22 protein-coding genes and 8 pseudogenes are annotated in these 26,343 nt (G+C 59.3%); 9 read left to right on the top strand and 21 right to left on the bottom strand.

Annotated features, from left to right (window positions below):
- The first annotated feature begins 5 nt into the window (after window positions 1-5).
- Together CO667_RS10785 and CO667_RS10780 are read left to right on the top strand one after the other, a co-directional pair.
- Window positions 6-863 carry an AraC family transcriptional regulator gene (locus CO667_RS10785; protein WP_097618363.1) on the top strand — a complete coding sequence of 286 codons (858 nt, stop codon included), beginning with the start codon at window positions 6-8 and terminating at the stop codon, window positions 861-863.
- 100 nt (window positions 864-963) lie between these two features.
- Window positions 964-1,860 carry an NAD(P)H-binding protein gene (locus tag CO667_RS10780; protein ID WP_097618362.1) on the top strand — a complete coding sequence of 299 codons (897 nt, stop codon included), beginning with the start codon at window positions 964-966 and terminating at the stop codon, window positions 1,858-1,860.
- 62 nt (window positions 1,861-1,922) lie between these two features.
- Here the strand turns inward: CO667_RS10780 and CO667_RS10775 are convergent, their stop codons facing one another.
- Both CO667_RS10775 and CO667_RS10770 read right to left on the bottom strand, forming a co-directional pair.
- Window positions 1,923-2,834 carry an acetamidase/formamidase family protein gene (locus CO667_RS10775; RefSeq protein WP_097618361.1) on the bottom strand — a complete coding sequence of 304 codons (912 nt, stop codon included), beginning with the start codon at window positions 2,832-2,834 and terminating at the stop codon, window positions 1,923-1,925.
- Window positions 2,835-3,095: 261 nt separating this feature from the next.
- Window positions 3,096-4,031 (bottom strand): DMT family transporter, encoded by a 936-nt coding sequence (locus tag CO667_RS10770; RefSeq protein ID WP_097618360.1) that lies wholly within the window; start codon window positions 4,029-4,031, stop codon window positions 3,096-3,098.
- Window positions 4,032-4,120: 89 nt separating this feature from the next.
- On the opposite strand from CO667_RS10770, the gene CO667_RS10765 reads away from it, so the two are divergent.
- Both CO667_RS10765 and CO667_RS10760 read left to right on the top strand, forming a co-directional pair.
- Window positions 4,121-4,600, top strand: coding sequence for an Lrp/AsnC family transcriptional regulator (locus CO667_RS10765; protein WP_097618561.1), 480 nt, complete (start codon window positions 4,121-4,123; stop codon window positions 4,598-4,600).
- Between the two features lie 13 nt (window positions 4,601-4,613).
- Window positions 4,614-4,849: pseudogene (locus tag CO667_RS10760) on the top strand (arginase family protein); the annotation flags it as partial.
- A 9-nt stretch (window positions 4,850-4,858) separates the two neighbouring features.
- Here the strand turns inward: CO667_RS10760 and CO667_RS10755 are convergent.
- The 5 genes and pseudogenes from CO667_RS10755 to CO667_RS35805 form a co-directional block, all read right to left on the bottom strand.
- A complete protein-coding gene (locus tag CO667_RS10755) occupies window positions 4,859-5,476 on the bottom strand; it encodes an outer membrane protein (protein ID WP_097618359.1) in 618 nt (205 codons plus the stop codon).
- Between the two features lie 350 nt (window positions 5,477-5,826).
- On the bottom strand, window positions 5,827-6,558 hold the full coding sequence (locus CO667_RS10750) for a pentapeptide repeat-containing protein (RefSeq protein ID WP_097618358.1): 732 nt from the start codon (window positions 6,556-6,558) through the stop codon (window positions 5,827-5,829).
- Between the two features lie 227 nt (window positions 6,559-6,785).
- A pseudogene (locus tag CO667_RS35810) lies at window positions 6,786-6,914 on the bottom strand (integrase); the annotation flags it as partial.
- A 127-nt stretch (window positions 6,915-7,041) separates the two neighbouring features.
- Complete coding sequence (locus CO667_RS10740; protein WP_179874112.1) at window positions 7,042-7,728, bottom strand: pentapeptide repeat-containing protein; 687 nt, start codon at window positions 7,726-7,728, stop codon at window positions 7,042-7,044.
- Between the two features lie 272 nt (window positions 7,729-8,000).
- On the bottom strand, window positions 8,001-8,210 hold the full coding sequence (locus CO667_RS35805; RefSeq protein ID WP_245433110.1) for an SDR family NAD(P)-dependent oxidoreductase: 210 nt from the start codon (window positions 8,208-8,210) through the stop codon (window positions 8,001-8,003).
- 437 nt (window positions 8,211-8,647) lie between these two features.
- Between CO667_RS35805 and CO667_RS10730 the strand changes: the two are divergent.
- Together CO667_RS10730 and CO667_RS10725 are read left to right on the top strand one after the other, a co-directional pair.
- Window positions 8,648-9,648 (top strand): annotated as a pseudogene (locus CO667_RS10730) (IS30 family transposase).
- A gap of 125 nt (window positions 9,649-9,773) precedes the next feature.
- A pseudogene (locus CO667_RS10725) lies at window positions 9,774-10,885 on the top strand (ISNCY family transposase); the annotation flags it as partial.
- Between the two features lie 513 nt (window positions 10,886-11,398).
- Here CO667_RS10725 and CO667_RS10715 read toward each other — a convergent pair.
- Both CO667_RS10715 and CO667_RS10705 read right to left on the bottom strand, forming a co-directional pair.
- Entirely contained in the window at window positions 11,399-12,583 is a 1,185-nt protein-coding gene (locus CO667_RS10715; RefSeq protein WP_097618355.1) for a Shedu immune nuclease family protein, read from the bottom strand.
- A gap of 2,485 nt (window positions 12,584-15,068) precedes the next feature.
- Window positions 15,069-15,545, bottom strand: a complete 477-nt coding sequence (locus tag CO667_RS10705) for a hypothetical protein (protein WP_097618353.1) — start codon at window positions 15,543-15,545, stop codon at window positions 15,069-15,071.
- 434 nt (window positions 15,546-15,979) lie between these two features.
- Here CO667_RS10705 and CO667_RS10700 point away from each other — a divergent pair, with 434 nt between their 5' ends.
- Complete coding sequence (locus CO667_RS10700) at window positions 15,980-16,321, top strand: WGR domain-containing protein (protein ID WP_097618352.1); 342 nt, start codon at window positions 15,980-15,982, stop codon at window positions 16,319-16,321.
- A 121-nt stretch (window positions 16,322-16,442) separates the two neighbouring features.
- Here the strand turns inward: CO667_RS10700 and CO667_RS35345 are convergent, their stop codons facing one another.
- The 6 genes and pseudogenes from CO667_RS35345 to CO667_RS10670 all read right to left on the bottom strand — a co-directional run bounded on the left by CO667_RS35345 (window position 16,443) and on the right by CO667_RS10670 (window position 20,048).
- Window positions 16,443-16,610: a hypothetical protein gene (locus tag CO667_RS35345; RefSeq protein ID WP_179874111.1), complete on the bottom strand. Its 168-nt coding sequence runs from the start codon at window positions 16,608-16,610 to the stop codon at window positions 16,443-16,445.
- A gap of 276 nt (window positions 16,611-16,886) precedes the next feature.
- Window positions 16,887-17,093, bottom strand: a complete 207-nt coding sequence (locus CO667_RS36350; protein ID WP_348627810.1) for a DUF4326 domain-containing protein — start codon at window positions 17,091-17,093, stop codon at window positions 16,887-16,889.
- Between the two features lie 142 nt (window positions 17,094-17,235).
- Complete coding sequence (locus CO667_RS10690; RefSeq protein ID WP_097618351.1) at window positions 17,236-17,550, bottom strand: DUF736 family protein; 315 nt, start codon at window positions 17,548-17,550, stop codon at window positions 17,236-17,238.
- A 627-nt stretch (window positions 17,551-18,177) separates the two neighbouring features.
- Window positions 18,178-18,603: a hypothetical protein gene (locus CO667_RS10685; protein WP_097618350.1), complete on the bottom strand. Its 426-nt coding sequence runs from the start codon at window positions 18,601-18,603 to the stop codon at window positions 18,178-18,180.
- The gene (locus CO667_RS10680) at window positions 18,593-18,862 is read right to left on the bottom strand and encodes a type II toxin-antitoxin system Phd/YefM family antitoxin (RefSeq protein ID WP_097618349.1); all 270 of its coding nucleotides are present in this window, start codon (window positions 18,860-18,862) and stop codon (window positions 18,593-18,595) included. Before CO667_RS10680 ends, CO667_RS10685 begins: the two co-directional genes overlap by 11 nt.
- A 389-nt stretch (window positions 18,863-19,251) precedes the next feature.
- Window positions 19,252-20,048, bottom strand: a pseudogene (locus CO667_RS10670) (hypothetical protein).
- 43 nt (window positions 20,049-20,091) lie between these two features.
- Here CO667_RS10670 and CO667_RS10665 point away from each other — a divergent pair.
- Window positions 20,092-20,807, top strand: a pseudogene (locus CO667_RS10665) (IS6 family transposase).
- 27 nt (window positions 20,808-20,834) lie between these two features.
- Here CO667_RS10665 and CO667_RS10660 read toward each other — a convergent pair.
- Entirely contained in the window at window positions 20,835-21,341 is a 507-nt protein-coding gene (locus CO667_RS10660; protein ID WP_143540710.1) for a TfuA-like protein, read from the bottom strand.
- 310 nt (window positions 21,342-21,651) lie between these two features.
- Here CO667_RS10660 and CO667_RS10655 point away from each other — a divergent pair, with 310 nt between their 5' ends.
- Window positions 21,652-22,044, top strand: coding sequence for an HIT domain-containing protein (locus tag CO667_RS10655; protein ID WP_097618347.1), 393 nt, complete (start codon window positions 21,652-21,654; stop codon window positions 22,042-22,044).
- Between the two features lie 343 nt (window positions 22,045-22,387).
- On the opposite strand, the pseudogene CO667_RS10645 reads toward CO667_RS10655, so the two are convergent.
- From CO667_RS10645 to CO667_RS10625, 5 genes and pseudogenes are all read right to left on the bottom strand, one after another.
- A pseudogene (locus CO667_RS10645) lies at window positions 22,388-22,834 on the bottom strand (integrase core domain-containing protein); the annotation flags it as partial.
- Between the two features lie 339 nt (window positions 22,835-23,173).
- Window positions 23,174-23,311: pseudogene (locus CO667_RS10640) on the bottom strand (transposase domain-containing protein); the annotation flags it as partial.
- 118 nt (window positions 23,312-23,429) lie between these two features.
- Window positions 23,430-24,431, bottom strand: a complete 1,002-nt coding sequence (locus tag CO667_RS10635) for a tyrosine-type recombinase/integrase (protein ID WP_097618346.1) — start codon at window positions 24,429-24,431, stop codon at window positions 23,430-23,432.
- On the bottom strand, window positions 24,428-25,351 hold the full coding sequence (locus tag CO667_RS10630) for a tyrosine-type recombinase/integrase (protein ID WP_097618345.1): 924 nt from the start codon (window positions 25,349-25,351) through the stop codon (window positions 24,428-24,430). The genes CO667_RS10635 and CO667_RS10630 overlap by 4 nt, the downstream gene beginning before the upstream one ends.
- The coding region (locus CO667_RS10625) for a site-specific integrase (RefSeq protein ID WP_097618344.1) at window positions 25,348-26,343 on the bottom strand (996 nt) is incomplete at its 5' end. The genes CO667_RS10630 and CO667_RS10625, both read right to left, overlap by 4 nt.

Here is a 26,343-nt window from a genome sequence, read left to right as displayed (position 1 = left end):
GACCAATGAACGATCATCCGCAGACAGGAAGCGCGACCATCCTTGCAACGAGCAGGGGGCGTGGCTGGCGCGGCCTGGAGGCCGAGCTGTTGCGCATTCCGCCCGGCCGCACGCATATTGCAGGGACGCCCTATCATCGCCTCGGAATCCATGTCGGCCGACCGGTGCGGGCGCAATGCCGCTGTGACGGGCGGGAGCATCGCCGGCTGCAGAAACATGGCGATATCGATGTGGTGCCAGCCGGCCTGGATGGCGCCTGGGAAGACGACGGCGAATGCATGATCCTGCGGCTGAAGATCAGCAAGGATCTTTTCGATCAGGCTGCCATCGACCTCGGACGCGATCCCGCGGAGGCGATGGCGCCGAAATTTCAGCTCCGCGATCCGCGGCTCGAGGCAATCGCCTGGGCCTTGAAAGCGGAGCTCGAAGCGGACGTGCCGTCCGACCATCTCTATGCCGATACGCTGGCGACAGCCTTGGCGCTCCGTCTGGTCGAAGCCGGCAGCGGCAGTTCTCGCCCGGCGGATGCCGGTAGAGCGCTCTTGCCCCGCCAGAAGCGGATACTTGCCGACTACATCGAGGACAACCTCGACGCGCCGCTTTCGCTTGCCGAACTTGCCGGTCTTGCCGGGCTCAGCCTATCGCATCTGAAGACGCAATTTCGAAACAGTTTCGGCATGCCGCCGCATCAATATGTGATGCACCGCCGGATCTCGCGCGCCGAGGCACTGATCCGGAACTCTGGCCTGCCGCTGAGCCAGATCGCGCTGGAAGCAGGCTTCGCGCATCAAAGCCATATGGCAAACAGCATGAAGCGGCTGCTCGGCATCAGCCCGGGCACCATCGCCCGCCTGGTCAATTGACGAAAAATGGCCGATCCTGCAACGGATCGGCCGAATGCGCAGGCCAGATCCGCGACATCAAGGCATCCTCTTTCGATAGCGAATAAGCGAAGGAGAGATCATGTTTGTCATCTTCGGCGCCACCGGCAAGGTCGGCAAGGCAACGGTAACAAGTCTTTCGGCCGAGGGCGCTCCCGTCAGGGCGGTGCTCCGTGATCCCGCCAAGGCTGCACCACTTGCAGCACTCGGATGCGAGATCGCCATTGTCGAGATCGGCGATGCCGATGCCATGGCCGGCGCGATGAGGAATGCGACGGCCGTCCAGCTCATCTGCCCAATCGACCCGCATGCTGCCGATGCCAGCCGCCAGATGCTGCGATCGATCGAGCGGATGGCGGAAGCGATCGATGCCGCCCGGCCGCCGCGCGTCCTGGCGATCTCGGATTACGGAGCACATCTGACGATCGATACCGGCATTACCAGCCTGTTCCGTGCGATGGAGGAACGGTTCCGGCAGTGCGCTACCAGGATGGTCTTTCTGCGTTCAGCCGAACATATGGAAAACTGGGCACGCTACCTGAAGATCGCCGGCGAGACCGGCATACTGCCCAGCATGCACCAGCCGCTGTCGCGGCCTTTCCCGACCGTCTCCGCTGCCGATATCGGCGACATGGCCGCCGACCTTCTGCTGGCCGGCGAGGATCACGGACCTTCGCCGCGGATCGTCCATGGCGAGGGGCCGCGTGAATACACGGCGCTCGAGATCGCTGCGGCCTTGGGGCGATTGTTGACCCAGGACGTCGTCGCACGCGAACTGCCGCGCGCCGATTGGCCGGCAACACTGATGCGTGCAGGGCTTTCGGCCAGCTATGCCGATCTGATCGTCAGGCTCGCCGATGTCCACAATAAAGGCCTGATCGGCGTGGAAGCCGGCGTCGGCGAAATCCGCCGCGGCCGCACGGAACTTTCCGCTGCCCTTGGACCATTTCGTCCTGATGCTCAGCGGGTTGTGTCGTGAGGGACTCGATCACGTCAGGCGTGGAGAGGAGTCTTGCCAGGGATGATAGGTTCCGATGACCTCTATCGGCCGACCAGCCATTTCTTCGCAACGCGGCATGCCATCGTATAGGCCGGATCGAAGACGTTGCCGACATCATAACGGACGACCTGGCCGAGCAGATGGCTGGCGGCCGTCCTGTCCAGGCCGTAATCCGACGCCAGCCAGGTCAGCATTTCGCTGGTCGCATGCTGGAGCGCCTGGTCGAGGGGCCGGGCGTTGCCGATGGTGAAGATGTCTTCGGCGGTTTCCCCGCGCGGCCAGACCAGGCCGGCCTGCTTTTCCACCGTCAGCCGCACCGTGACTTCGAAGGTCGTCTCGACGCCGGTGCCGACGATCTCGCCATCCCCCTGCACGGCATGGCAGTCGCCGAGAAAGAACAGAGCGCCGGGAGCGGCTACGGGCAAGCGGACCGTGGTGCCCGGACCGAACAGCCGATAGTCCATGTTGCCGCCATATTCGCCGCTGGTCGCGGTCGAGATCGCCTGGCCGAGGCTGGGCGCCACGCCGAAACAGCCGATCATCGGGGCGAGCGGCAGGACGAAATTTTCGAGGCCTGAGACGGGCTCGGAAAGCCGGGCGGTCAAGGCCTCACGGTCGATCGTCCAGATGGCGATATCGCGCGGCGGAAGGTCGCGAACCGCTTCGGGATCGACGACATTGGCGGCAACGACGCTGCCGGTAAAACCCGTATTCCTGGTCGGGATCATGCTGATGATCTCGACCTTCAGCGCATCTCCGGGTTCGGCCCCTTCGACGAAGATCGGGCCGTTCATCGGATTGCCGCCAGGTGCCTGCTTGATGCCATCCTTGTCATGCCCGGCAGCGTCGAGCGTCTCGGTGATGACGGTATCGCCGTCGGCGATATGGAGTGCCGGCGGAAGAGAGCCGATAACATTGTGAAAGCTCGTCGGAATGAAGCGGTGCGTGGTCATGAAATACGGCTCTCGCTCGTTTCGAATGTCATGAGCCTGCGGCTGAACTGCCCGGCGGAGAGAGTTTGAGACTAGATCAGAGATTGCCTGCAATGCCAATATCCGCAGCATCGCCCGAATAAGGGTCGTTTGCGAGAGGGTTGGATCCTACGCTAAGGCTTCGGCCATCCGATATGTCGACCCGAAGGGGGAATTCAGGGATTACGGAAAACGTCCTCGGCTTAGCGTAGGATTCCAACCCTTGCGACGTAGTAATGGATTTTAGGAGATTTGCGATGATTCTGCCAGAATTCGCGGCTGACTGAACGCGGCCACGGCCGAGCAGACGCCGGCGACTTGCAATGCCGCGCCGATCGCTTCCGCAGAGGAAGGCAACCGGCTCTCAAACATAAATCCATAGGCGAGGCCAAACACCGTTTCAGCAACGATCAGCTGAGCCGAGAGTGCCAACGGCAGGCTACGAGAAGCGACCACCCAACACCACGTCGCGAACCACGAACCGGCCAGCTCCATGATCAACGCCCATCCAATAAAACGGAAGAACTCGAAAGTAGGGGCCATTTCCAACAGTTGGAAAGAGGTCAGGGGCAAAAGCAGAAAGCTGCCAATCGCCGCGCCTATGCCTTGCAGCCCCGTCCATTGTAGTCCGTCCGGTGCGTCGGTCGCTCGCATCACCACTGCATTTACCAGCCCGTAGACGATCCAGATTGCCAGAGCTGCCAGGCTGGCAAGGGTGCCGAGCACAATCGACGTCGTATTGGAAACGTCGGCCGCGCTGATCGTCGCAACATTCACGATCGCCACGCCGATCCCGATCAGCACCAAGGGCAGGGCAAGTGCCTGCCACGGCGCGGAACTATCCCGAATATTGGCAATGATTGCGAGGAAAACGGGCATCGTGCCAATGATAACCGGCGGGAGCGCCGCTCCCGCAAGCTGCACGGCGAAAGCCGCGCTGACGAAATAGCCCACATATCCAGCACCACCGAGAAGCAGGCCGATGAGGAGCCGGGACGGTGCAATTCCGGTGGGCCGAAATCGTCGATCGACCATCAGGAGCAGGCAGGCCAAACCGAAGATACCATAGCGGGCAACGGTCAAATCCCATGCCGTGAACGGCACGACGGCACGTGGTGCAACGAAAGTCAGTCCCCACAATGCGCAAGTGGTTAGGCCCGCAATGATCCCAAGCAGCATAATTTTCTCCCGATATGTGGAGCCATCATGCAATGTGATCTGGCTATTTTATATGGAAGGAGATGGGAAAATCGGTTATCTTCATCGCCATGTCGAAGGCAAAAGCACCTCAAAACCTTCAATCTGGAAACTCAACGCTTGACCAGACGGACGCGCGCATACTTGCCGCGCTCGATTCCGATGCCCGCTTGTCGATAAGTGAGCTTGCCCGCCTCGTCGGCATGTCCGCGCCGAGTGTGTCGGAGCGGGTTCGCCGTTTGGAAACCACCGGCGTCATCCGGGGTTTCACCGTCGACGTGGATACGCGCGCAATCGGCTACCAGATACGGGCGATGGTGCGGATCAGGCCACTCCCCGGCAAGCTGCACTTGGTCGAGAAGCTCATTCAGGAGCGGCCGGAGTTTGTCGAATGCGACAAGATCACCGGCGACGACCCCTTCCTCGCCCGCCTGGCCGTCCATTCGATCGAACAGATGGACGATGTTCTTGAAGCCCTCTCCGAACATGCCGTCACCAGCACCGCCGTCATCAAGGGAACCTCCGTCAAACGGCGCTTGCCGCCTCTGTAGCGAAGGTCCGGCAGCGCGTACCCCTGGCGGCCTTACCTATACTGAGGTGATCGACCTGATCGCCGGCCTCGGCAGGCGGGCTGGGATCGCAGGGTTTGATCTCACCGGGCTTTATCCTCCCGCTGACATTGGCGGCTTGTCAGCCCTGACCGCCGCGCGCGCCTTCTCGTCAACGTGACCGGCGCCATCGTCCGACAAGTTTGCAATCCGGAGAAGATAATCAGCCTCGACCAACGTCGAGGCCGATGAAATCAGCGTTCAGAATTTGAAACTGGTGCCGACCGTGACCTTTTGCTGATTGACCTCGAAATCGCCGAGTGCCGAGCCGAAATCCTTGCGTCCGAAGTCGTCATAACGATATTCGGCGCGCATCACGATATTGTCGGTCAGAGCCTGCTCCACACCGCCGCCGGCCGTCCAGCCGATCAGAATGTCGTCCTTCTTGGCAATGCCGGGCACGTCGACTTCTCCACCGGCCGCGGCCAAACCGCCGGTTCCGTAGATCAGTGTGCGGTCCAAGGCATATCCGACGCGGCCACGCGCCGAGCCATCCCATTTCAGGGCAACGTCGCTTCCATCTTTCCAGTTGTAGTTGAAGTCGTTCTCGATACCGAAGACGAAAGGGCCATGCTGGAAATTATAGCCGCCATAGATGCCGGTGGACCCGCTATCGAGATCCTGCTCGGAACCGTTGAGATAGTTCGCATGGCTCGCGGTGTATCCGCCCTGAAGCCCAAGATAAAATCCCGACCAGTCGAAGGCCGACTGGTTCTGTCCCTGTGGGATGTAAGCAGGATCTTGAACCACGGCATCGGCGGCAAAGGCCGGCACCGCCGAGAAAGCCATGGCGGTCAGCGCGATTATCTTTGTGTACATTAAAGTGCCTCGTCATTTCGATTATTGGAGAAGGCGTCAGCAAACCGGCAAGTCGGCTGGGACCGATGCATTATGCTGCGGCTCGGTGTTGCTGTTTGCGTTTTATTGTTGAGATATGTTGTGGCGCCTTAGGCGTCCTGGACACGTCGCGTGCGCCAAGGTCGCGCGGCTTCAAGACGGGTCAGTGGAAGTGTCCGTGGCGAACCAGCGCCAGCGCAGATTCACCATCTAAATCAGTAAGCGTTCCACATAGGATTGGCGTGAGCAGATTCCTGTCGCCCGGCGGAATTCGTAACAACGCGAGCGTTCAGAGACGGTAACGAACGCAGCAAGCCGGGGACGTTCCAAATTTAATCCAGTGTACGGATGCCTAGTGATCCAAGAAGCAGTTCATGCTGATCGCGGCTGACGACCATGGAATCAAATGATCGAATGGAGGAAATGTCAAACCCTTCAATAGAAGCGTATGCGAGCGTCACTCCGTCCAGCGAGGAGCCGGTGAGATCCGCGTTAACTAGGTTTGAGCCGCGAAAACTAACATAGTTAAGCTGGCTGCCCGACAGATCGCATTCGCGCATATCGCAGGTTTCAAACTGGCTCTCTTCGTAGTCGCCCTTGGCGAACATCGTCAGGTGCATCTTGCAATTGATGAAAACAACGCCGCCCTTTATGACCCGGCGCGCCGTCTGGCGATGGACCGCGCAGCCGAACTTCATCTGGACTGCGTTGCAATCTGTAAGGGCAAGCCGATAGGCCGATCCCTTTGAAAAGGTACTGTGCGCGAGATCGGATGTGTCGAACTTGGCGTAGGAAAGGTCACAGCGATTCCAATGCGTGGCCGATCCACCTTCTGGATCATAAAATGAACACTTGGCGAAAACAGCTTCCCTGAAACTGCAATCGGTGAAATGGCAGCCGATGAAACGGGAGTCGTGAATTTGGGCAAGGTCAAAATTGCAATCCGTGAAGCGGCATCGATGAAATTGCACCTCACGCAGCCGATACTCTGACATGTCATCGTTTTTAAAGCTCATGTCGGTCACGACTGTCGTTCGTTGGCACGCTTCCTCCAGCGACATCATCACCTCGCTTCTCCTTGGATGTTGAAGACATTATTCGAGTTATGCGCCATAGGACCCCGCAATCCGACGGAAGGCAGCCGATGTGTCAATTTCACCAGTGTGACTTTCATTGTTTGCTGGGAGGACCAGAGAAAAAGCACATTCTCCGTCGGCTGCTACTAAGGTTCTTTTTTGCGTACCGGAGGCAATTGGTCGAAAACGCCACCTCTATGTAAGCAAGAATGCCTTTGGTTGACGAGGTGGCGCAGGGTTTCGACTTCCTGGTCGATCACGAGCTCGGCGAGCTTTTCGCGCCGGTCGATCCGTAGCACGGCAGCGATCGCATTCAGCTCCTCGGCGCGGCTGCTTTGCGCCAAAAGCGGGCATGCGCGCCTGTCTCAATAGGGAGCGGAGGCAAAAAGCCTCAATCAATCCTGCACCGCCTCATCAATTTGATATGGCCACTCATTCGATTCCGGCAAACGACAGCTTGACTGCCCTCTCTTAACGGACTTTCAAACCCATTTCCGCCAAGAGATCCCCCGCCTGACTTCTGGAGATTGTCGCCCCTTTAAACTTTCGAGCATCGTGCAGCCTGAGGCCTCCGAGATCGGCTCCCCTAAGATCCGCGCCCTCGAACCGCGCATCGACCAGATGCGCGTCCCGAAAGCTGCAGTCGTCGAAGACGGCATCTCGAAAATCGCACCTTGAAAGGTCCGCTGAACTGAAATCGACTTTGACGATGATCATTTTTCGAAAGGAAACGGCCGGAAGTTGGGCCGCTATGAGCAGGGTCTCCGTGAAGGAAACGCCCATGAATTTTATGCGCACCATACGAGCGCCCGTTAATTTGCAGCCGGAAAATTCCGCTTCATTCAACCTCGCTTCAGTAAAGTTCGCGTTGTTGAAATCGCATTTGCTGAACACAACGTCGTCTAGGTGCGCTCCCACGAAATTGGCAAATGGGCCACGGGAGCCCTCGAATCGTGCACCTTCGAGATCCGTGGCCTGAAAATTCACTTTGCTAAGCCGACAGTTTTCGAAACGCCATTGTGCCATCCTAAGACCCGACAGGTCAGCCTCTTGGAGATCGCAGTCCTTAATCACCACCGGCGCTCCCGCCGCTAGGAGCTTCGTGACAAACTCACGATCCACCATACGACTTTCAACCAACGCAACGTCTACACTCATTTTCCTACTTTCCATGGGAGCAGATTGGGAGGAGGGCGCTGCTGCACTACTCCACGAGACACAAGCCTGGAGGACGTCAGTAGCTGTTCAACCAATCGAACATCGCCTCACCCTGCTTGCGCAAGTCGACGGACATCCCGACCATAATTTCATCCTTGTCCTCGGCCAACTGAGTGAGGGCTTCCATCGCGAAATCATCCGGGGACATCATGTATTGATTGACCGCTTCGGCGCTGCGGTGCCACCAAGGTCCGTATCCACGATCCGTGGAATCATCTCGACGACGCGGATGCTCGTAGCTTCAACTGGTGACCCAGCGAGAGCATGAAGGAATGGATGGCCGCCTTTGCCTTCGCCAGCGCACTCTCTTGTCGCCCGCAAATAATCACTCGGTTTCCGCGCACGGCGAGTTGTCTGACGAGAGCGAAATCGATGCCGGTCCCGCCGCCAGTGGCGAGGATAGTGTTGTTGTTCAGATCCATTGTCGAACGTCCTTCCGTGTTGACAAGAAGGTGCGCCGGCGAAAATCGGGTTCCAGCGGCACACCTTCAAAACCGGCAAGTCCGGCTTGAGGTGTCGCGGATACCCAACAGGGAGAGTTGACGCCCGGCATTGGGCGGCGGCCGGGCTACCATCCGACCTGCACTCTTTCGACGTGAGTGCGTGTAGCAGACGTCTCGGGGGGCTGCAACTCGCTATTCGACGGACCACCGCGACATGGTCAGGGCGGTCCTCGAAGGAATTGCAATGTTGACTGTCGGCCTTGTTGGTCGAAACGGAGTCGCGATTCGTGCTCTTAGGTCGAGTCCGCGCAAGTTCCATAACATACATTACGCCAAACATGTGTGTAGCCGGGTACATTCTATTTCCAAGCGCGACATGCCAGAAAAAACAATGGCTTCCCTTTGGAGATTTTGGAATGTCTCGATGCTATTTGCAACTGACCCTCGCCGATCGGCATCGCCTCCACCAGCTCGTCGAACGCAAGGTGCCGGTCAATGAGATGGCGCGCCAGCTCGGCCGGCACCGCTCGACGATCTATCGCGAGATCAGGCGCAATACATTCCATGATCGCGAGCTTCCCGAATATAGCGGCTACTTCTCGACGGTTGCCGACGACATCGCCAAGGATCGGCGGCGGCGCCTGAGGAAGCTCAGACGGCATCCGCAATTGCGCGAACTGGTCATCGACAGATTACAGGCCGCCTGGTCGCCGGAACAGATCGCCGGCCGTCTGCTGACGGACGGCCTCAGCCTCGTTCGGATCTGCGCCGAGACGATCTATCGCTTCGTCTACGGCAAGGAAGACTATGGCTTGGGCCTCTATCGCTACTTGCCCGAGGCGCGTCGTAAACGCCGGCCTCGTAGCTCCAGGAAACCACGCGATGGCGTGTTTCCTGGAGCTACGAGAATATCGCAACGGCCTGATTTTATTGGTGACCGGTCGCAATTCGGTCATTGGGAGGGCGACCTGCTGATCTTCCGACGTGATATGGGCAATGCCAACGTAACCTCATTGGTCGAGCGCAAAGCCGCTACACCGTGATGATCAAAAACCAGAGCCGGCACTCACGGCCGATCATGGACAAGATCATCGAAGCATTCTCTTCCTTGCCGGCGTTCGCACGCCAGAGCTTCACCTTCGATCGCGGCACCGAGTTTGCCGGATTCAGGGCTTTGGAAGATGGTATCGGCGCACGCAGCTGGTTCTGCGATCCCAGCGCACCGTGGCAGAAAGGCGCGGTCGAAAACACCAACAAGCGCATCCGCCGCTTTATGCCAGGCGACACCGACCTTGCAGCCGTATCGCAACCCGACCTGATCCAGCTCGCCCGCCATCTCAACGACCAGCCGAGAAAGTGCCTCGGCTACAGAACGCCCGCCGAAGTCTTCCTCGCTCATTTGCAAGACGGCGCCTGATCCCCTACCCTCAAAATTGGCATGATGCGCTTGGGTTAGATTCTCCACCGCAAAGTTGAAGTGTCCTGATCCTGCAAAGTTGGAATGTCACTCTCCTCACGTTTTGATGACGTGGGAGATTGCGGATGGGACTGATAGCGATGAGCGAACGTGATCTGCAGCGGATCGAGGTTTTGTCGAAGGTGATCGCCGGCCGCATGACGCTGGTGTCGGCGGCGCATGTGCTTGATCTGAGCGAGCGCCAGGTGCGCCGTCTGCTGGAGCGGATCCGAACTGACGGTGCGGCGTCGATCCGGCACAAGGCGATCGGCCGGCCGTCGAACAACCGGATTAGCGACGGTGTTCGCGATTACGCGGTGACGCTGGTTCGCGAACGCTATGCGGATTTTGGGCCGACGCTAGCGGCCGAGAAGCTTGCCGAGCGCGATGGATTGCGTGTGTCGCGCGAGACGTTGCGCAGCTGGATGACGGAGGCCGGACTTTGGCTGTCGCGCAAGCAGCGCCGGACGTTTCATCAGCCGCGGTTGCGTCGCGAAGCCTATGGCGAGCTGGTGCAGATCGACGGCTCCGAGCATCGCTGGTTTGAAGATCGCGGACCGCCGTGCTCGCTCTTGGTGTTTGTCGATGATGCGACGGGCAGATTGATGCAGTTGCGCTTTGTACGATCGGAGAGCACGTTCACCTATTTCGACGCGCTCGAACTTTACTTGAAGGAGCATGGCGCTCCGATCGCCTTTTATTCCGACAAGCATACGGTGTTCCGGGTGGCGAAGAAGGACGCCAAGGGTGGCCAGGGCATGACCCAGTTCGGCCGTGCACTATCGGAACTAAATATCGAGATTCTTTGCGTAAATTCGAGTCAGGCCAAGGGTCGTGTGGAACGGATGAACCGGACGCTGCAGGATCGGCTGGTGAAGGAATTACGGCTGGCTCAGATCTGCGACATGGAGGCGGGCAACGCGTTTTTGCCTGGCTTCATGGACGACTTCAATGCCCGGTTTGCGATTGTCCCTGCCCGGTCCGACGACCTGCACCGGCCGATGAACCGCCCGATCGACTGCAAGAGATCCTGTGCAAACGCGAGCAGCGTTATGTCGGATCACAGTTGACGTTTTCGTTCGAGCGCAAGCGGATCATGCTGGAGGAGACCGAGGTGACGCGCGGATTGGCGGGCCGCTATGTCGAGACCTATGCCTATGCGGATGGCCGATTGGATGTGCGGTGGAAGGGGTATTCCCCAGGAGGGATCGATTGTTTATCAGAGTCAAACCCTGCTTTGCTGAAACAGACCATCGACCAGTTGCAGCTTTGATCGAGCCGCAAAATTATACTCCAGTGCAATTTATCAACATCGAATAAGTTGCTCAAGAGGGAAAGAGCTGAGACTTCGCCGCGACCGGCTTCATTGCAGGCGTGAGAAACAGAAGCTTTCAGGCAGCCGGTCCGATGATCGTCGAAATTGGCGCGAGAAGCGAGGAGGCTTCGGTCGAGAGACGTGGTCGATTTGGGAGCCGTAAGCCGACCGTTGGCTTTCGTTTCATCAGTCCGAAAAGCTGCCGTCAGAACAAGTGCTTCACGTCGTCGTCCGTGACGAAATCGACGCACACCCCTCCCCGGAAGCGGTTGCTTTGCGGTGCCTCGATCACGATCTTGAAGGAGGTGCCGTTCGGGTTCGCGAACGATTGTCCGAGACTGCTCTCCTTGGGTCGTCAGTTGCAGCCGCGGTCGGCGATCATCTGAAGCAGTCCGGTCATTGATGGCTCCCAGACGCCAGAGGTTCCGCCTCGGCCTCCACGATAAACCGCGCCCGCTCGTACAACTCGTCGAAGGTGACGACCTCTGGGCGGATCAGGTTCCGTCGAAACAGCTCGAAGCTCCGGAAGCGACGCTCATTGACGCCGTGCTCACCCTGGAACTCGGTCAGCCTGCCACAGATGACGAACGAACGAGGTTCGGTGGTGAACAGGGTCTCACCTGTCAGCTCGCCGTCGGCATCCGTAATCGCCTCCTGAGCGCGCCAACCTTCTAGTGCGGCCGACACGGTGCCCTGCACCTGTGCTACGGCTCCAGACAGGTCGCGGGAAGGCTGCCAGATCCCCGGACGATAGGTGTCGGCCGAAACCAGCGGCGAGTCATGGCGCTTTATCTCCACGAAGCAGGCCGTCGAGATCAGCGCGCGGGACCTCAGCAACGCATCGACGCGCTTGCCAGGTCCGGAGATCGAGAAACCCTTAACCACCTGCTCGAGCTTGCGATTGGCGAATGGCCCGAAATGGATAAGCGACAGGCCGCTGCCAAAAATCCAGGGGTTGGCCTCGAAGAACTGCTGCCACACGTCCTCCGGGCCTTTCGGATGCCGCTCGAGCACGGAGAGGAAGTGGTCTCTGTCGTTCAGGAGGCGTTCGAACTCTCGGAGCTGGCGTTTCCGGTACCCGAGGGCGACCACATCTTCGGACGTAATCTCGTTCCTGGCGAGCGCCGCCAGAAGCTCCTGATTGTCGGCGACGATCCTGCGCATCTGGTCGGGCCGCAGCAAGACCTGCTCGAGATCCGCGTCGGTGATGTTGACCTTGCCCGCGTCCGGAAAGTGGATCTGCTTCAGATTCGTCAGGAACTTAAGGAGCGTGGCGATCTCGTCCGGCATAAATGTGAAGTGCTCGCGCGCCAGCCCGGACCCGGTGAACTTCTGAAGCGTGACCGTCTGGAATGCGCGGTCGTCCTCCATGAAGGTCGCCTTGATGTGAACCCGGCCGCCCGGCGAATGCCTCAGAGTAACCTCGTCCTTCACGTCGCAGAAGGCGTAGCCCGGCCCCCCGTCGATGTACTTGTTGCCGATGCGCAGCCGCATGCCCTTGAAGTCCGTGACTGAGGGTCCGACGTAGGTCTTATCCGTCCGGCTGCGCTGGTAGATTGTCAGCTCATCTGCTTCGTCCATCGGTGGTTCCTTTCCCAGTGGACCAGTCTACCATGAGTTTACAGGATGCCGTTGGGTCAGGAGCCGCTTTCCCCAAGCATGAGCGCCGCAGGCGTTTCTCGAGTTCTTCGCGCCGAGTCCCGAACCCGGGCGACCATACGAGGCCCCGTCGAGACCGCATGCCAATCAAAAAACGTCGGTTTCCGGCTCGCCGCTAGCGATTGTGAACGGCCAAAAGGGGAGCGCCAAGCGGAAGCGATTTCCGCCATCGGCCCTAAGCGGACGTCTTAATTCAACTGCCCCCACCTGAGAAGCTATCTATGTCTTCCCGAGTGAGGTTAGAATAGTGATTCCCCACTTCGCCACCGAACTTTTCGAGCTTCAGGCCAAATGAACGGCAGAATGTGGCGTACTCGTTCTCATCGCTAGCTCGGGAAACTGGACGAGATAGACTTGGAATCGCGGTGAAACTAGTCTCACTCGAAACAAAGCCGAAACCCGCCCTCGCGCGATAAAGGAAATAAGCGGTCTCGCATGCCCACACACGCTGCGCTGTGTATGCCCTTTCGATTTGATCCTGAACTGACATGGCCGATATAACGCTTCGGTGATATTCATACAGAGCACTGACGTTAGATGAAGCCAGATCGCCCCTGTCATAGAGAGCGATAAAAAGGACTTCGTTGCCTAACTGAAAGAACAACGTCCCGGATTGTATATTGTGGACGAAATCGAAAGATGAAATCGGTGTGAGGGCTTTAAATCGAAGCACAGTGCCGAAAGGATCAGGAGAAATTTCCCCTTCTTGGGACCAAATTTTGTAGAGGCGCTGAAACAGCCAGATTTCGGAGCCGAAATCCCCAACCTCCCAGAAGAAAGGGGGATGTTGGCGAGCGGATATCCACTTTGAGGGACGCATTACGGTGGATCAAACCGACATGGACCTTGAAGGCCCAAAGATAAATTTCCTGTAACGTAGCGGTACCGCGAGACAGCCTCTCTTCAGTTTTACCGAATCGAGCGTTGTGTTCTTTCGCTGCTGGGACTACGGCATTCTTATAGGAGATGGTGGTTCCATTCGGTATATTGTATGTTTCTTTGTCTAGCCCGCATCGCTTTTGCATCCAGCGCGGCAGGACGTGCTCCTCTGTAGAAATTTCTTCTCCACTAAACATGCATTTCATCGCTTGCCCCTGTTTTTTTGGTGTTGATCCTCCTTACAAAGACAAGTGACGCGCAATACAACCAGTGATTGCATCCTTTTCGCCCGCATTCCCATCCGAGCGGTCGTACACGCAACTTGGCTACGTCTGCTGTTGGCGCACAGGCGACGTGGCGCTGCGGCGGAGCTATTTCCGCTCTCGGGTGCGCGCGATGAAGATCTCTACGACCGAATTGGCGGCGCGAAGCTGCCTCTCCATGGCTCATCTTCTATCTCCGCTTTAAGACGGAAGCAGTCGTGGCACCGTTGTATCTGATTGCGGGAAATACGGGTTGGCCCGTTCCCACATACGCTGAACCGCTCATTATCCGAATCACTGGTGCCCACAAACACGCAATTACTCGAAGCGTGATTCACGAATTCACCGATCGGGCGTTGGAGGCAATCACCGAAGCACTCGAGCGCTGATAACCCAAGTCGCCGATTCGCTTAAACCAGCATTCGCGCAATGACTGGTTCGCCCAGAGCCGCCTTCACTTATTGCGCCGAAAGCGCAGACGCCGATCCACCTATACACCTATTCGCTGATTGGCCTGCACCCGATGACGGCTTCGCACAGTCGCCCGTTGACCCGCTCGCTCAAACGCCACTCGACGAAATGAGAGGCACTCATTTCGCATTGCTAATCAAGTGAACTGCTCATCTGCTTAAGGGTTTCCCGCGGTAGTCAGCAGCCTTTCAGAGGATTTCTGGAATCCACACAGCACGAACACCGCCCGTGTTCCGACGGCGTTCGCTTTGACACCAAGCCTCGGAAATTCCACACCGGAAGCACACTGCGGCGATCGCCCCTCGGGCGAAACGGCAATTGGTATACCAATAGCCTATCCTGCCATCTCTAACCAAAACGGTCTGACCATCGCGCCCGCGGCGCCAATGCTGTTGCGAGTGGTCAGACCGTTTTGGTTAGAGATGCTGAAGCGAGCCGTCGTCGTGAGGTGTCGAGATGTCCGTGACCAGAGGGAACGGGCATCGATGACATTCGAACGATGAGACGGCGAGCGCACCGCAGGAGAGGGCGTGCACCTGGAGCGGATGCCCGAAGCATGAGGGCGCAGCGGAAGGTGCACGCCCTCTCCGTCTTGTTTGAGGAAGTCGCGGCAGCGTCCGTCTACCGGCCCGAAAGGCCGGACGGGTCTCGACCCGCACCACAGGAAGAGGGGAGTTTGAGGGGAGAGGCGGGCAAGTCTCTTCCCTCAAGACTGCACGCTGGCTCGATGCCAGCAAGCGGTCAAGCCACCGGGAGAGACGAGAGACGGCAGAGCCGCCTCTCGTCTCATCAGCTCAATCGTAGACGACGCGCGCAGCGCTGATGGCGACACCTGTCTCCCGCGCAATATCGCGGATGACCGCAGCAAGGGGACCGAGTTCCGCTTCAACGGTTCTCGGATAGCAGACTTCGATGCCGTCGCAGTCTGCCGACAGTGCATTGTGCCACTCGCCGCCGTTTACCCGGTACTCGTAGGTGAAGTAATCGATCTCCAGCTCATCGAGGAGCACGATCGTTCGGCAGGCGAAAATCTCCTCCTCACCTTGAAGCTGGCACGATATCGTCCCCTCCTGATCATCGCCGGCAACCAACTCCCGCTGCAGATCCAGGATGTGGCGCGTCGAGTGGATCGCTCCATCGAGACCGGCCAGCAGCCGGTCATGCAGCGTCTTTAGCAATTCATCCTCGCAACCGACACGATCGGCGAGAACCAACAACCTGTAGCCTGCGAGAACCGCATACTGCTTCACGTAATCCCACTCATTTGACATATCAGAGTCTCCTTTCGTATCTGACGGAAGGAGACCGCACCGTAGCCGCGAGGGGTCAGGGATCGCATCGCGACCGCCAGAGGCGGCAAGCGGAGGAACCGATTTTTGTCGTGGCGCGTCAGCGGCGCGACGGAAAAATTGGAGGGGCCGCGCAGTCCTTGACGCCGGAGAGGCGGGTGTAAACTGGGCAGTCAGAGAGAGATAGACCACGGCGCCAAAGGCGCCGTGTCCGTTTGCCGAGCGCAGCCGGCCCTGCAACTTTTCCACCCGGCTGACCGCCAGACAATCGCGCTGGCGGTGCGGCAGCTGCGAGAGGGGCGTCACCCGGATGGGCGGAGACCGCTCGCGGGCTCCGTGAGCGCCAGCGAATAGCACCGTCCGCCGCAGGCGGCTCGCCCGGGACCATACTGCCGGTCCGACAAAGCATCACCGTCTTGAATCAATCGAGGCCGACCGATTCAAATCTCTCGTTGGACGCGGAGTCCGCTCTCAGCGATCCTGCCGCTATGATCGCCCAGCCCTACCAGCTCTATGTTGAGCGCACAGACCCCACGAAAAACATGGCTCGCTACTATGCCATGTCGATCGAGCCCACCCTGTTCGGCGAAGCATGCCTCACCCGCCGGTGGGGGCGCATCGGCGCTGGCGGTCAGAAGCTGGTGCATCATTTCAGGCGGGAGGAGGAAGCGGTCACGCTCTTCCTCGAGCTTCTGAGAAAGAAACGCTCGCGCGGATACAGACCAAGACTGCATTCGCGGCAAGGACCCCTCGCCTGACCGGCGACGAACTTTTCCGAACCGCCATCCCTTCTGCCGATCACTGAGGGCGAAGCGAAGCTTCGAGCCTGACCGACGGTCGATCCGGCGGTCAGGCTTGGCGACATGGCAAAAGCCTCCCTCAGAAGGGAGGCTCGGCGCTGACGCGGCCTTCTTCCTCCGCCATGAAGACTTCTCGTTCGGCCAGCGCCAGTTCGAGTTCCCCCGCGATCTGGAGGCGCTCGTCCGGGTGTGCGTTCCGCAGCTCGGCCTTGAGTTCCACGATGGTCCGGTCCAGTTCGTTCGTCATGTCGTCGTCTCCTTGACTTTTGTGAGACGACGCGCGCAGTCATGGCGGGATGGAGGGGTCAAGGATCGCGATAGCGACCGGCGGAGCCGGCGGGTGGGGGAACCGATTTTGTCGGAGCGGAGGGAACCGGAGTGGAGACAAAATTGGGGGAACCGCTCGTCCTTGAGGCCTTCATCCCGCCATGGCATCCTCGGGCGGACTGAGCAGACATTTCCTCTCCGTATGGCACCAGAGGAGCCGGAGTCGGGCTCGAGGCCCGGCTCCGACTCGGTCGTCTCAGGACTCGTCGCAGCCGTAGCGGCCAACGAGATCCAGCAACACATCGCCATGACACGGCAGCGGCGCGCAGAAGCAGACGAGGTTCTTGCCGCTAACTTCCCGAGCGCGGCCATCAGTTCCGGTTGCCGCTCGATCCAAACGCGGTACTTTGTGATCACATCCGCGCGCGAACCGTCGCGTCCGATGACGAACGGATTCCCCCATTTGCTCGGACGCCCGATATAGACCTGAGTCTCGGTCGAGCGCTTTCCAGCCTGGCGCACGTTGAGTACCTTGCTCATGCAGCGTTTCTCCATCGTTTCGATGACGAGAGACCCCACCGAGTGGCGGGGCCTCCCGGCCCGGATCATGCGGCGTCGCGGTTCGGGCGGTTCCAGACGAGAACGTAGTCGCCGTCCGTTTCCGCCGGCCACAGCGTCGCGTTGATCGGGGCATTGAAGCTCGGATCGTCGAGCTTGAGGGAGATGTAGGGCTCGCCGTTTCCGGAGATCGCTTTCCAGCCGGCTCCGATTTCGGCGCCGTTGGCGACGGCCCGAAAGTCCGGAGCGTCGCGGGAGACGCGCTCGATGGCGTGCAGCCGCACCTTCGTCGAAACCGTAAGGGTGCGAACGCTGCCCTGGATGACGTTGCCGTTGGTGGTGAATTCGCCGATGACTGCCATGATTAGGTTCCTTTCCGCTTTGCTCGGGTCGCGCCATTGCGACCTCGATGGCGGTGTTAGGACGGTGGCGATCGGCGCCGCACCCGAAGGGCTGGAACGCCAGTGGAAGGCGGCTGGACAGGGCTATTTTGCTTCGCGATGCAAAGGCGGGCGCCGCCCGCCGGCGGAAAATAGTCCGGGCCAGCCGTTGCGGTCAGCCGATCGAGACGCAGTCGTCCTCCGGCCACACCCGGTTCATCGAGGTCTGCGATGGTGCGCAGCTATTCAGAAGGGAAAAGGAACCGTTCGGTGCCTGAGCATCGGCATCTTTCCGCCAGCGACGGCAATTCATCGGGGACGCGGCTCTGATTCACATCGCGACAGCCTTGCGCGCCCTGCCCCGTCCCGTCAGCGCCCCTCGTGCGACGCTGCGCTATTCCAGTCGTCTCTCGCGCCGGACCGGCCGCAGCTTGGCCGTCTCCTCGGGCCTACGCCAAGCCGCCTCGATCAAGTCTGGCGTTCGTACGTGCTCCGCATCCACCGGCTCCCGTCGCCCGAAATGCCGAAGACCGCCTCATCAGGCACCGACTCTGCGACACCTTTGTCCGGCCTCCGCTTTCGCTGCAAGGCGCGGTCAGGCCCGCATCACTATCGGGTGCGATCAATACGGCCCGCATGGGCTGCGAGGACCGGCCGCAATGCCTGGCGAATGTCTTCGAGGAAACGCGGACCGAACCGACCGCGCGGCGACTGCGCCGTGTCGAAAAACCATGACCGCTCGGCGATGTCGTAGTTGTATTCGCTGACGGTGATCCAGCCGCGCTTGAAGACCGAGAGGCCGGCTCGACGCAGCTCGAGGTCGGGGATCTCAAGCACGGTCTGGTCGGAGCGCGGCGGCGTACCGGAGATCGGCAGGATAACGAGATGGGTGATGTTCTGGCGAGGATCGGGAACCGTCAGAGCCAGGCAGACCGGCCGGTCCTTCTCGCCATGCTCGCGTCCCTCCGCCGCCTGCCAGCGCCAGAGATAGGGATAGCTGACGATGGTTCCGTTCGGGAAGCGATCAGTCGTCATGATCGCCGGCCTGATATTCCGCCGATTGCCGGTCGAGTTCGCCGAGCAGCAGGTCGGCCAGTTCCGGCGGCGTTTCGCCGGCGGCGTAGACACGGCGGGGATCCTCGTTGCCCTTCAGGCGCTCGAACAGTTCAGTGGAGAGCACGACCAGCGATTCCCGACCATGCTTGGTGAGCGTGATCGGCGCGTGCCGCGCCTCGTCGTGATAGCGTCCGAAGTGACGGATGAATTCCGCCGTGGTTACGGTCTTGGTGTCCATGACAGGCTCCATAACAAGTTTTCTGCATTATACAGAAAATGCAGAAAACCACAATCGATGCACGCGCGAAGTCTGCAGAGAAAGCGGGGAGTCATGGCCCCTGCCCTTTAACACCTTCCGCCCGCTGACTTTCAACGCGGGGTTTCTCCGGCTCTCGGTCGGGCTACACGATGGAGATGACCGGCGTAGACGCTGACCGCCTTCCAATAGGCTGCCATCGGCGCCTTGTTCTGCCGCCAGCTCTTCTCGGCGCGCTCGCGAGGAGCGACAGCTCGCGTAGCAGAGCGGAAAGCGCCTGCCGCGCTTCCGGCGGCAGCGCTTTTATGTGCTGCGCCGCCGGCAATGCAAGGAGAGGGTTACTCACCTCGGCCTTTGAGGATCTGTGACGATCAGACACCGCACATCCCCTCGCATTCGTTCGGCCATAGATCGAGCTGGCCGTGGTCGGCGGCCGTCGACAGGTCCGCATATTCAAGGGGCACACAGGACCGATGGAGGAACAGCTCGCCGCGGATGCCCCGGATACCGGTGCGCAGCCGCCGGTCGATCTCGACCGCGGCGGTCCAGGCAACGGGATCGTGGTCGCGCATGTGGCGCCAGCGGCCGTTGTCATGGAAGGGGCAGCCGATGCAAGCCGACCCGGGCGGCTGGGGATAGCCGTGGTGGCGCAGCCAGGCGAGGCAATCCCTTCGGCTCATCCGCTTCTCGATCAGCGGAAAGCGCTTGACCTGCCAGGGCTCGAAGCTCGGCTTGGCCCGGATGATCTCATCCGTCGAGATGCCGATCCACTGTTCGACGACGGCGTGGTCCGGCGAGCGCTTCCGCGTCAGCCCGGCCAGGTCCCGGACTTTCCGCCTTATCGGAACGATCTTGAAATCCGTCGTGCATTGCCTTCGGATCATGCCGATCGAGACCATCTCGGTCGAGGTCCGGCGGGTGCCGATCACGGTGGTTTCCCCCTCCTCGTCCTCATCAACGACCGGCACCTCGCAACGGTCTTAACGAAGGCGGGGATAGAGGCACAGCGCTTGCCATCGGCGGCGGCGGCAAGCTCGTCGCGGATGTTGCCCGCTGAGACGATGTGGACGGGAAAGGGCAGAACGTTGCCGCACATCAGCCATGCGAGATGGTCGTAGACGGCGCGAGGCTCCCGGCCGGTATCGGCGAAAATCGCGCAATCCGGCATGGGGGCGATGTCACGTTGTCTGCAGCTTAACGGTTGAGGGATAATGGGGCGAGGATGAGCTCGACGACGATCAATTACAAAAACCACCGCTTTCCACCGCAGATCATCGCCCATGCGGTGTGGCTGTACTTCCGGTTTCCGTTGAGCCTGCGGCTGGTCGAGGAAATGCTGTTGGAGCGTGGCATTGTCGTGTCCTACGAAACGATACGGCGATGGGGCTGCAAATTCGCCGCGGCTTACGCGAAGCAGTTGCGCAGAAAGAAGCCGTCGCGAAAGGATATCTGGCATCTGGACGAGGTCGTGATTTCCATCGGCGGCCGCAAACATTGGCTTTGGCGTGCCGTTGACCATGACGGGTACGTTCTTGACGAGATCGTCCAGGCGCGGCGCGATACCAAAGCTGCCAAGAGATTGCTGGTCAGGCTGCTGAAGAAGCAAGGCTTGGCGCCGAAGCGGATCGTCACCGACAAGCTGCGCTCATATGGAGCGGCAAGACGCGACGTGATGTCGGCTGTCGAGCATCGCTCGCACAAGGGGCTGAACAATCGCGCGGAGAATTCTCACGTGCCACTTCGAAAACGAGAACGAATGATGCAGGGATTTCGATCTGCCGGCGGCTTGCAGCGTTTCATCTCGGTCTTTTCAGCAATCAGAAATCTTTTCGTCCCGCCGCACCAGAAACGCTCAGCCCTCGCCACCCACATTAATCGCATCCGCGCAATAGCGCAGTGGAAAGCCGTGACCGGCGCAACTGCGTAAGTTCATCGGCAAACGCCTTGTCGGGGATTAAGCGAACAACGTGACATCGCCCGGATCAATGCTCAGTTGGCGCAGGTGGTACGATTCCGGTCTAGCAACAGGAAACATGGCGTTCCAGACGCTGGTCGCTTCAAACGGCCAGCTGAATTCGGGATTAAAGCGGCTATCCGGCGTATCACGGTTTCTACAAGCAACTGTCCGTCGTCCAGTTTCAAGTTGACGCTGTTGGCACGCAAGAGTGCCAGCACCACGCCTGCGCGATCGGCATCCTGAGTCACTGACTGCACAAGCCGGCCGGCGGTAGGTCCGATCCTTGAAGAATATTCCTTTGGCGGCGGCCTGCAATTGATCGTGCTCAGCACTCGCAATTTGTGAGCATTGCAGACATCGCGAGATCGTCGCGCGCACGTTGACAAGGGGTTCGCTGAGCGGAATGAAGTCCATCTCGGCCGGCCCGTGCGCTTGTGCGACATCCGCATCGTTTTCCAGTGCGCCACTCGCAAAAGCGTCATAGATTTCACTGAGGCCGACCATCGAGACACCTCTTTGAAACTGGTCCGACGGGAACAAATGTCAATTTTCCGAGCGATTACTCGTACTATAGACGCGTAAACTCTGATCCTGTACCGGACTCCTGCAGATGGAACGGAACCCATGTGAGAAGACGCGAGCCCGGGAAGTGCCTGCCGCCATCTCATATCTCGCCTTCTTGCTCTTCATCTCCTCGGCTAGATCGCTGAATGACGGCTTCGCGCGCTCTGCGGTCATTCCACGCAAGTGTGTTCACAAACTCTTCGCCTCTGTGCTGTAAGTCGGACGAACGTTGCTTTGGAGGCCACCAGCCATGATCTCGCGCTGCCCCTTTTGCCACCCCAACCGTTCTGCCAAAGACGCTGCTTTGCTGGAAAACCGCAGTACGTATTTCCTTCGCAGCCTTGATCCAGTGCTGCAATGCGCGGGGATGATCATTCCCTTTCGACACGTCTCGGCACCCTTCGACTTAACTCAGGACGAGTGGCTCGAAACATTCGACCTCCTCAGCAGAGCAAAGCTGCTCCTCGATGAGGAGGGACCGCAAGGTTACAATATCGGATGGAACATCGGACAGGCTGCTGGGCAGACCGTTCCCCATGTCCATCTTCACGTCATCGGACGGTTTTCAGACGAGCCTTTCGCAGGACAAGGAATACGCCATCACTTCAAACATGAAGACAATCGCAGAAGGTCCCAAAGATAAGTCCTCGTGTCCGCAAAGGCTCAGACTCGGAATCACGATCCGGCTCGAGAGATTAATAATTCCGACAGCGCCTCGAAAGCGATGGTGCTTTCGCGCGAGGCAGAGAACGCCCGCCCGCGTCAGATCATCAAGGAATTACAGAGTCACCGCTTTGGTCGAGGGGCAGAGACGCTTCCCGGAGCAGCTTCTGCTTCGGCTTGAAGAGGCCGAGCAACGAGACTTCGGCGCTGGAGGAAAAGGAACAAGCCACCACTGCCCTTCGCAAAAGACGAGGTCACCGCCGGTTATCGCTGCCGCTGAGCGCGGCTGAAGCACGGGAAACCTGTTTCAGCGCTGTTTTGTACTAGATGTTTAGTCCCGGCATTTGATGGGTTGGATCGAGTCTGAATCGTTCGGGCTCTTTTGTCCATTGTTTGCAAATGAATTCGTAGGGCGTGAGACCTTTGAGGGTCTTGAGGCGACGGCCGAAATTGTAGGCAGCGACGAAGTCAGCCAGGTGCTGACGAAGCTGATCATAGCTCTCGTAGTAATAGCGTTTGACGGTTGCATCCTTGATCGTCCGGTTCATTCGCTCGACCTGGCCATTGGTCCAGGGATGTTTCGGCTGGGTGGTCCGGTGTTCGATATCGTTCTTGGCGCAGGTATATTCGAAAGCATGAGCCCGGAATATTTCGCCATTTGCGATCGCTTCCTTGATAAGCGGAACAGCTGAGCCGCCCGCACCTGGCGTGGTGAACTGGATGCCATTGTCGGTGAGAACAGTGTGGATTTTGTACGGAACGGCTGTGATCGTAAGCGTCCGGTGAGGGCCGCCTTGTTGATGGCCGAACTGTGCATGGCCTGATCTCTCCATCATCACCTTCAGAATTCGCTCTGACGATTGGAGAAAGCAGGAACAAGCCTTATGAAGGCGTACGAGCGTTTTTCTTGTGGCGATATGGGAGCGAGCAATGACCTATAAAACTGGCTCCATTGCAACGATCTGTCCACGATGCGGCAAACCCGCCCTACAATCCCCAAGCAAGGGAATTTGGTGCGCTCACTGCAAGAACGGATCAAGCAGATAGGCAACGGCGCTTGTTCATTATGGGGCGCTCTCTCAGCTTTGCGACCGGGTGCAGGCCGCAGGCTATGCCGCTTGGGCGTCGATGGCGTGCAGTGTCCAGTTCCATGGAAGCAGTTGCTCCAGCCTTCCGATCGGTGTGTCGGCGATGCGGGCGAGGACGTCGGCAAGCCAAGCCTGCGGATCGATATCGTTGAGCTTGGCGCTTTATGCCGACCGTCGAACTATGCCGAGTGTCTCTTCTATTGTTTGCAGCAAACCGTGCGTTCCCGGCCAGTTCGGCGGGTCGCTGTTTGTTTGGCACTCGGCATAGTTCTCATGCTCAGAGGGCGTTCAGGAATTCCAGAACCCGGTCGCTTGGTCGAAATCGCTCGGCCTTGGCGCGTTCGTACGGCTTCAGCTTTGCGAGTGCAGATTCCTTCAGTTCGAGATGTGCATGAAGATAGGTCAACGTCGTTTCCATCGCTTCGTGGCCCAACCACAGGGCAATTACGGAGCAGTCGACGCCCGCCTGCAGCAACTCCATGGCAGCGGAGTGCCGCAAGACATGGGGCGAGACCCGCTTTGAGCGAAGGGAGATGCAGTGCTCACGTGCTTTGGCGACATATTTGTTCAGCAGCGCCTGCACGCCGTCCGCGCTGAGCCTGCCACCGTGCATATTCGGAAAGAGAGCCGTTGCGCCCCGCTTCCCTGGCTCCCTGAGCCACCGCTGGAGGGCTTGCTGTGCAACCTTCGTGAGCGGCGTACTTCGCTCTTTGCGGCCCTTGCCAACGCATTGCACATGCGCACCGCGGCCGAGCACTACCGAGTCTCGGTCGAGGTCGATGATCTCCGAGACCCGCAGCCCCGTTTGCGCGGCCAGCAATAGCAGAGTGTAATCGCGGCGTCCTAGCCACGTGTTTCGATCCGTACAGTCCAGGATCGCTTCAATCTCGGGCCTGGTTAGGAACTGAAGCTGCCGCTTGTCGCATCGCTTGCTGGGGATCGCGAGCACACGCTGAATGTGGGCGCTGTGTGCCGGCTCCTCAAACGCCGCATATCGGAAGAAAGAGCGGATGGCTGTGAGGCGGAGATTCCGGGTTCGCACCGAGGCGGATCTCTGCGTCTCAAGATCCTCCAGGAATGCGCCGATGAAAGGAGCGTCCAAATCCCGCAGCGTCAACTGGGATGGGGATCTCCCAATGCGCGTCTGTGCGAAAGCAAACAGGAGCCTGAAGGTGTCGCGATAGGAGGCGATGGTATTGGAACTTACACCTCGATGCTTCATAAGCCGATCCGTAAACCACCGCTCGATTAGCACGGGCAGGTCGTTCGTGTGTCTCATGACCGGACCTCCCAACGCTTATCCAATCGCCGTACGGCATGGTTCATCAGTTCCGGCGTGGCCGACAGATACCAATAGGTGTCGCGAACATTGGCATGGCCGAGGAAGGTTGAGAGAACGGGCAGCTCGCGTTCCACATCTTCGCCGGCGCGATGCCAGTTGATCAGGGTCTGGACGGCGAAACGGTGACGAAGATCATGAATCCGTGGGCCATCTCGATTCCCCTCCTGTCGTAATCCGATTTGCCGGGATAGTCGCCAAAACACGCGATGCACGTATTGATGCAGCAATCTGCCGCCTTGTTCGGCGACGAAGAAATAGGGACTGCGCGGCGTACCAAGGTGTGCATCGCGTCGGGCGGCGTAGCCCGAAAGGACAGCAATTGTCGTGGCATGCAGCGGGACCAGCCGTGACTTGCCAAACTTTGTCTCTCGGATGGTGAGGACGCCCTGGTCGAGATCGACATCGGCCCGGAGCAGGCTGAGCGCTTCGGAATGGCGCAGTCCGGCCACTGCTATCAGCCCGAACAGGCAGTGATATGTCCAGCGCCGCAGAGCGTTGGCCGGCGGCAACGACAGTGCCGCCGCCAAAAGTGTCTGAATCTCGATCTCGCTATAGATGTAGGGCTTTGTCCGCCGTGCCGGCGCCACAGCGTGGCTCGGTGGCACTTCCGTCAAAGGATCGAAATGAGTCAGGTGCTGGGCAAAGCAGCGCACATCAGCCAGGCGGATGGACCAGCTTGGCTGCCGGCCCATCGAGGTGACCCACTCCATTGCCAGATCATTCGTGATGGTCTCGGCGCCGCGGGATTCCATGAAAGCGACGAACTCCGACAATCGTTTTGCCGGACCGTCATATTTGTATCCCAGCCCTTGGCGCATGCCGATGTAGCGCTCAAACGCGGTGCGAAGCCGGCTCATTGGACACCTCCCGGCCAGGGTAGGCTCAGTTCACGCAGCTTCTCAATATCGAGCTTGGCATAGATTCTTGTACTGTCGATGCTTCGATGGCGGAGCAGTTGGCCGATCTCGGCAAAGCTGGCGCCCGATCGCAAAAGGTCAGTCGCAAGGCTGTGGCGGAAAAGATGGGCGCCGTGATGCGCATAGCCTTCAATGTCGGCCTGTTCGAGTGCTTGCTTAGCGATCCACGTGATGGCGCTGCCAGATGTAAAACCCACGTGCGGGGCGAGTGTTCGTAGGAAAAGTCGTCGACATGCCGAGGCTGGACGCCCATGTCGGATATAAGCGACGATCGCTGCTCCGACGTCGTGACGCAGCGGCATAGTCGCTTGGCGTCGTCCCTTTCCGTGTACGAGGATCGTGCCCGACTGCCAGTCGATATCGTCAAGATTGAGGTTGGAAACTTCGCTGGCGCGCAAACCGAGCTTGGCGAGGATCATCAGAACCGCATAGTCCCGACGACCCATTGCCGTCGTCCGATCACAGGCATCGAGAACCTTTTGCACCTTCTCCGGCGGCAGGAATGTTGGAAGGCCGGCAAGTCGCCAGCGGCGGATGGACGGCACACAGCCAGCAAGCGGCATCGAGATGAAACCCTTCAGATGCAAATAGCGCAGGAAGGCACGCACAACCCCGCACATGGCTTTGCCACTGTCGGCGGAACCGTCGAGCGCATGTCGCTCGACATAACCGATCACGGTCTGCGGGGTGAGCGCTGCAAACCCGTCTACGCCTAAAGGACACACCTCCCGGAGAAATCGAAGCGACAGAAGCTTGTGGCTCCCCACAGTCGCGGCGGCGAGCCCTCTCTCAGTCGAGAGATATTGCCCGAATACATCGACGATCTTCTCGTGCTCACTGCGCGGAATCGGAAGTGCGGCTGGTATTAAGCCTTTCTCCCGTAACGCCAAAAGCAAGCGGCGGAGCGCCGATCGATCGCCCGAGTCGGGCTT

It is taken from the genome of Rhizobium sp. L43, assembly GCF_002531725.1.
Classification (GTDB): Bacteria; Pseudomonadota; Alphaproteobacteria; order Rhizobiales; family Rhizobiaceae; genus Rhizobium.
This window is presented reverse-complemented; position numbering and strand designations above follow the sequence as displayed.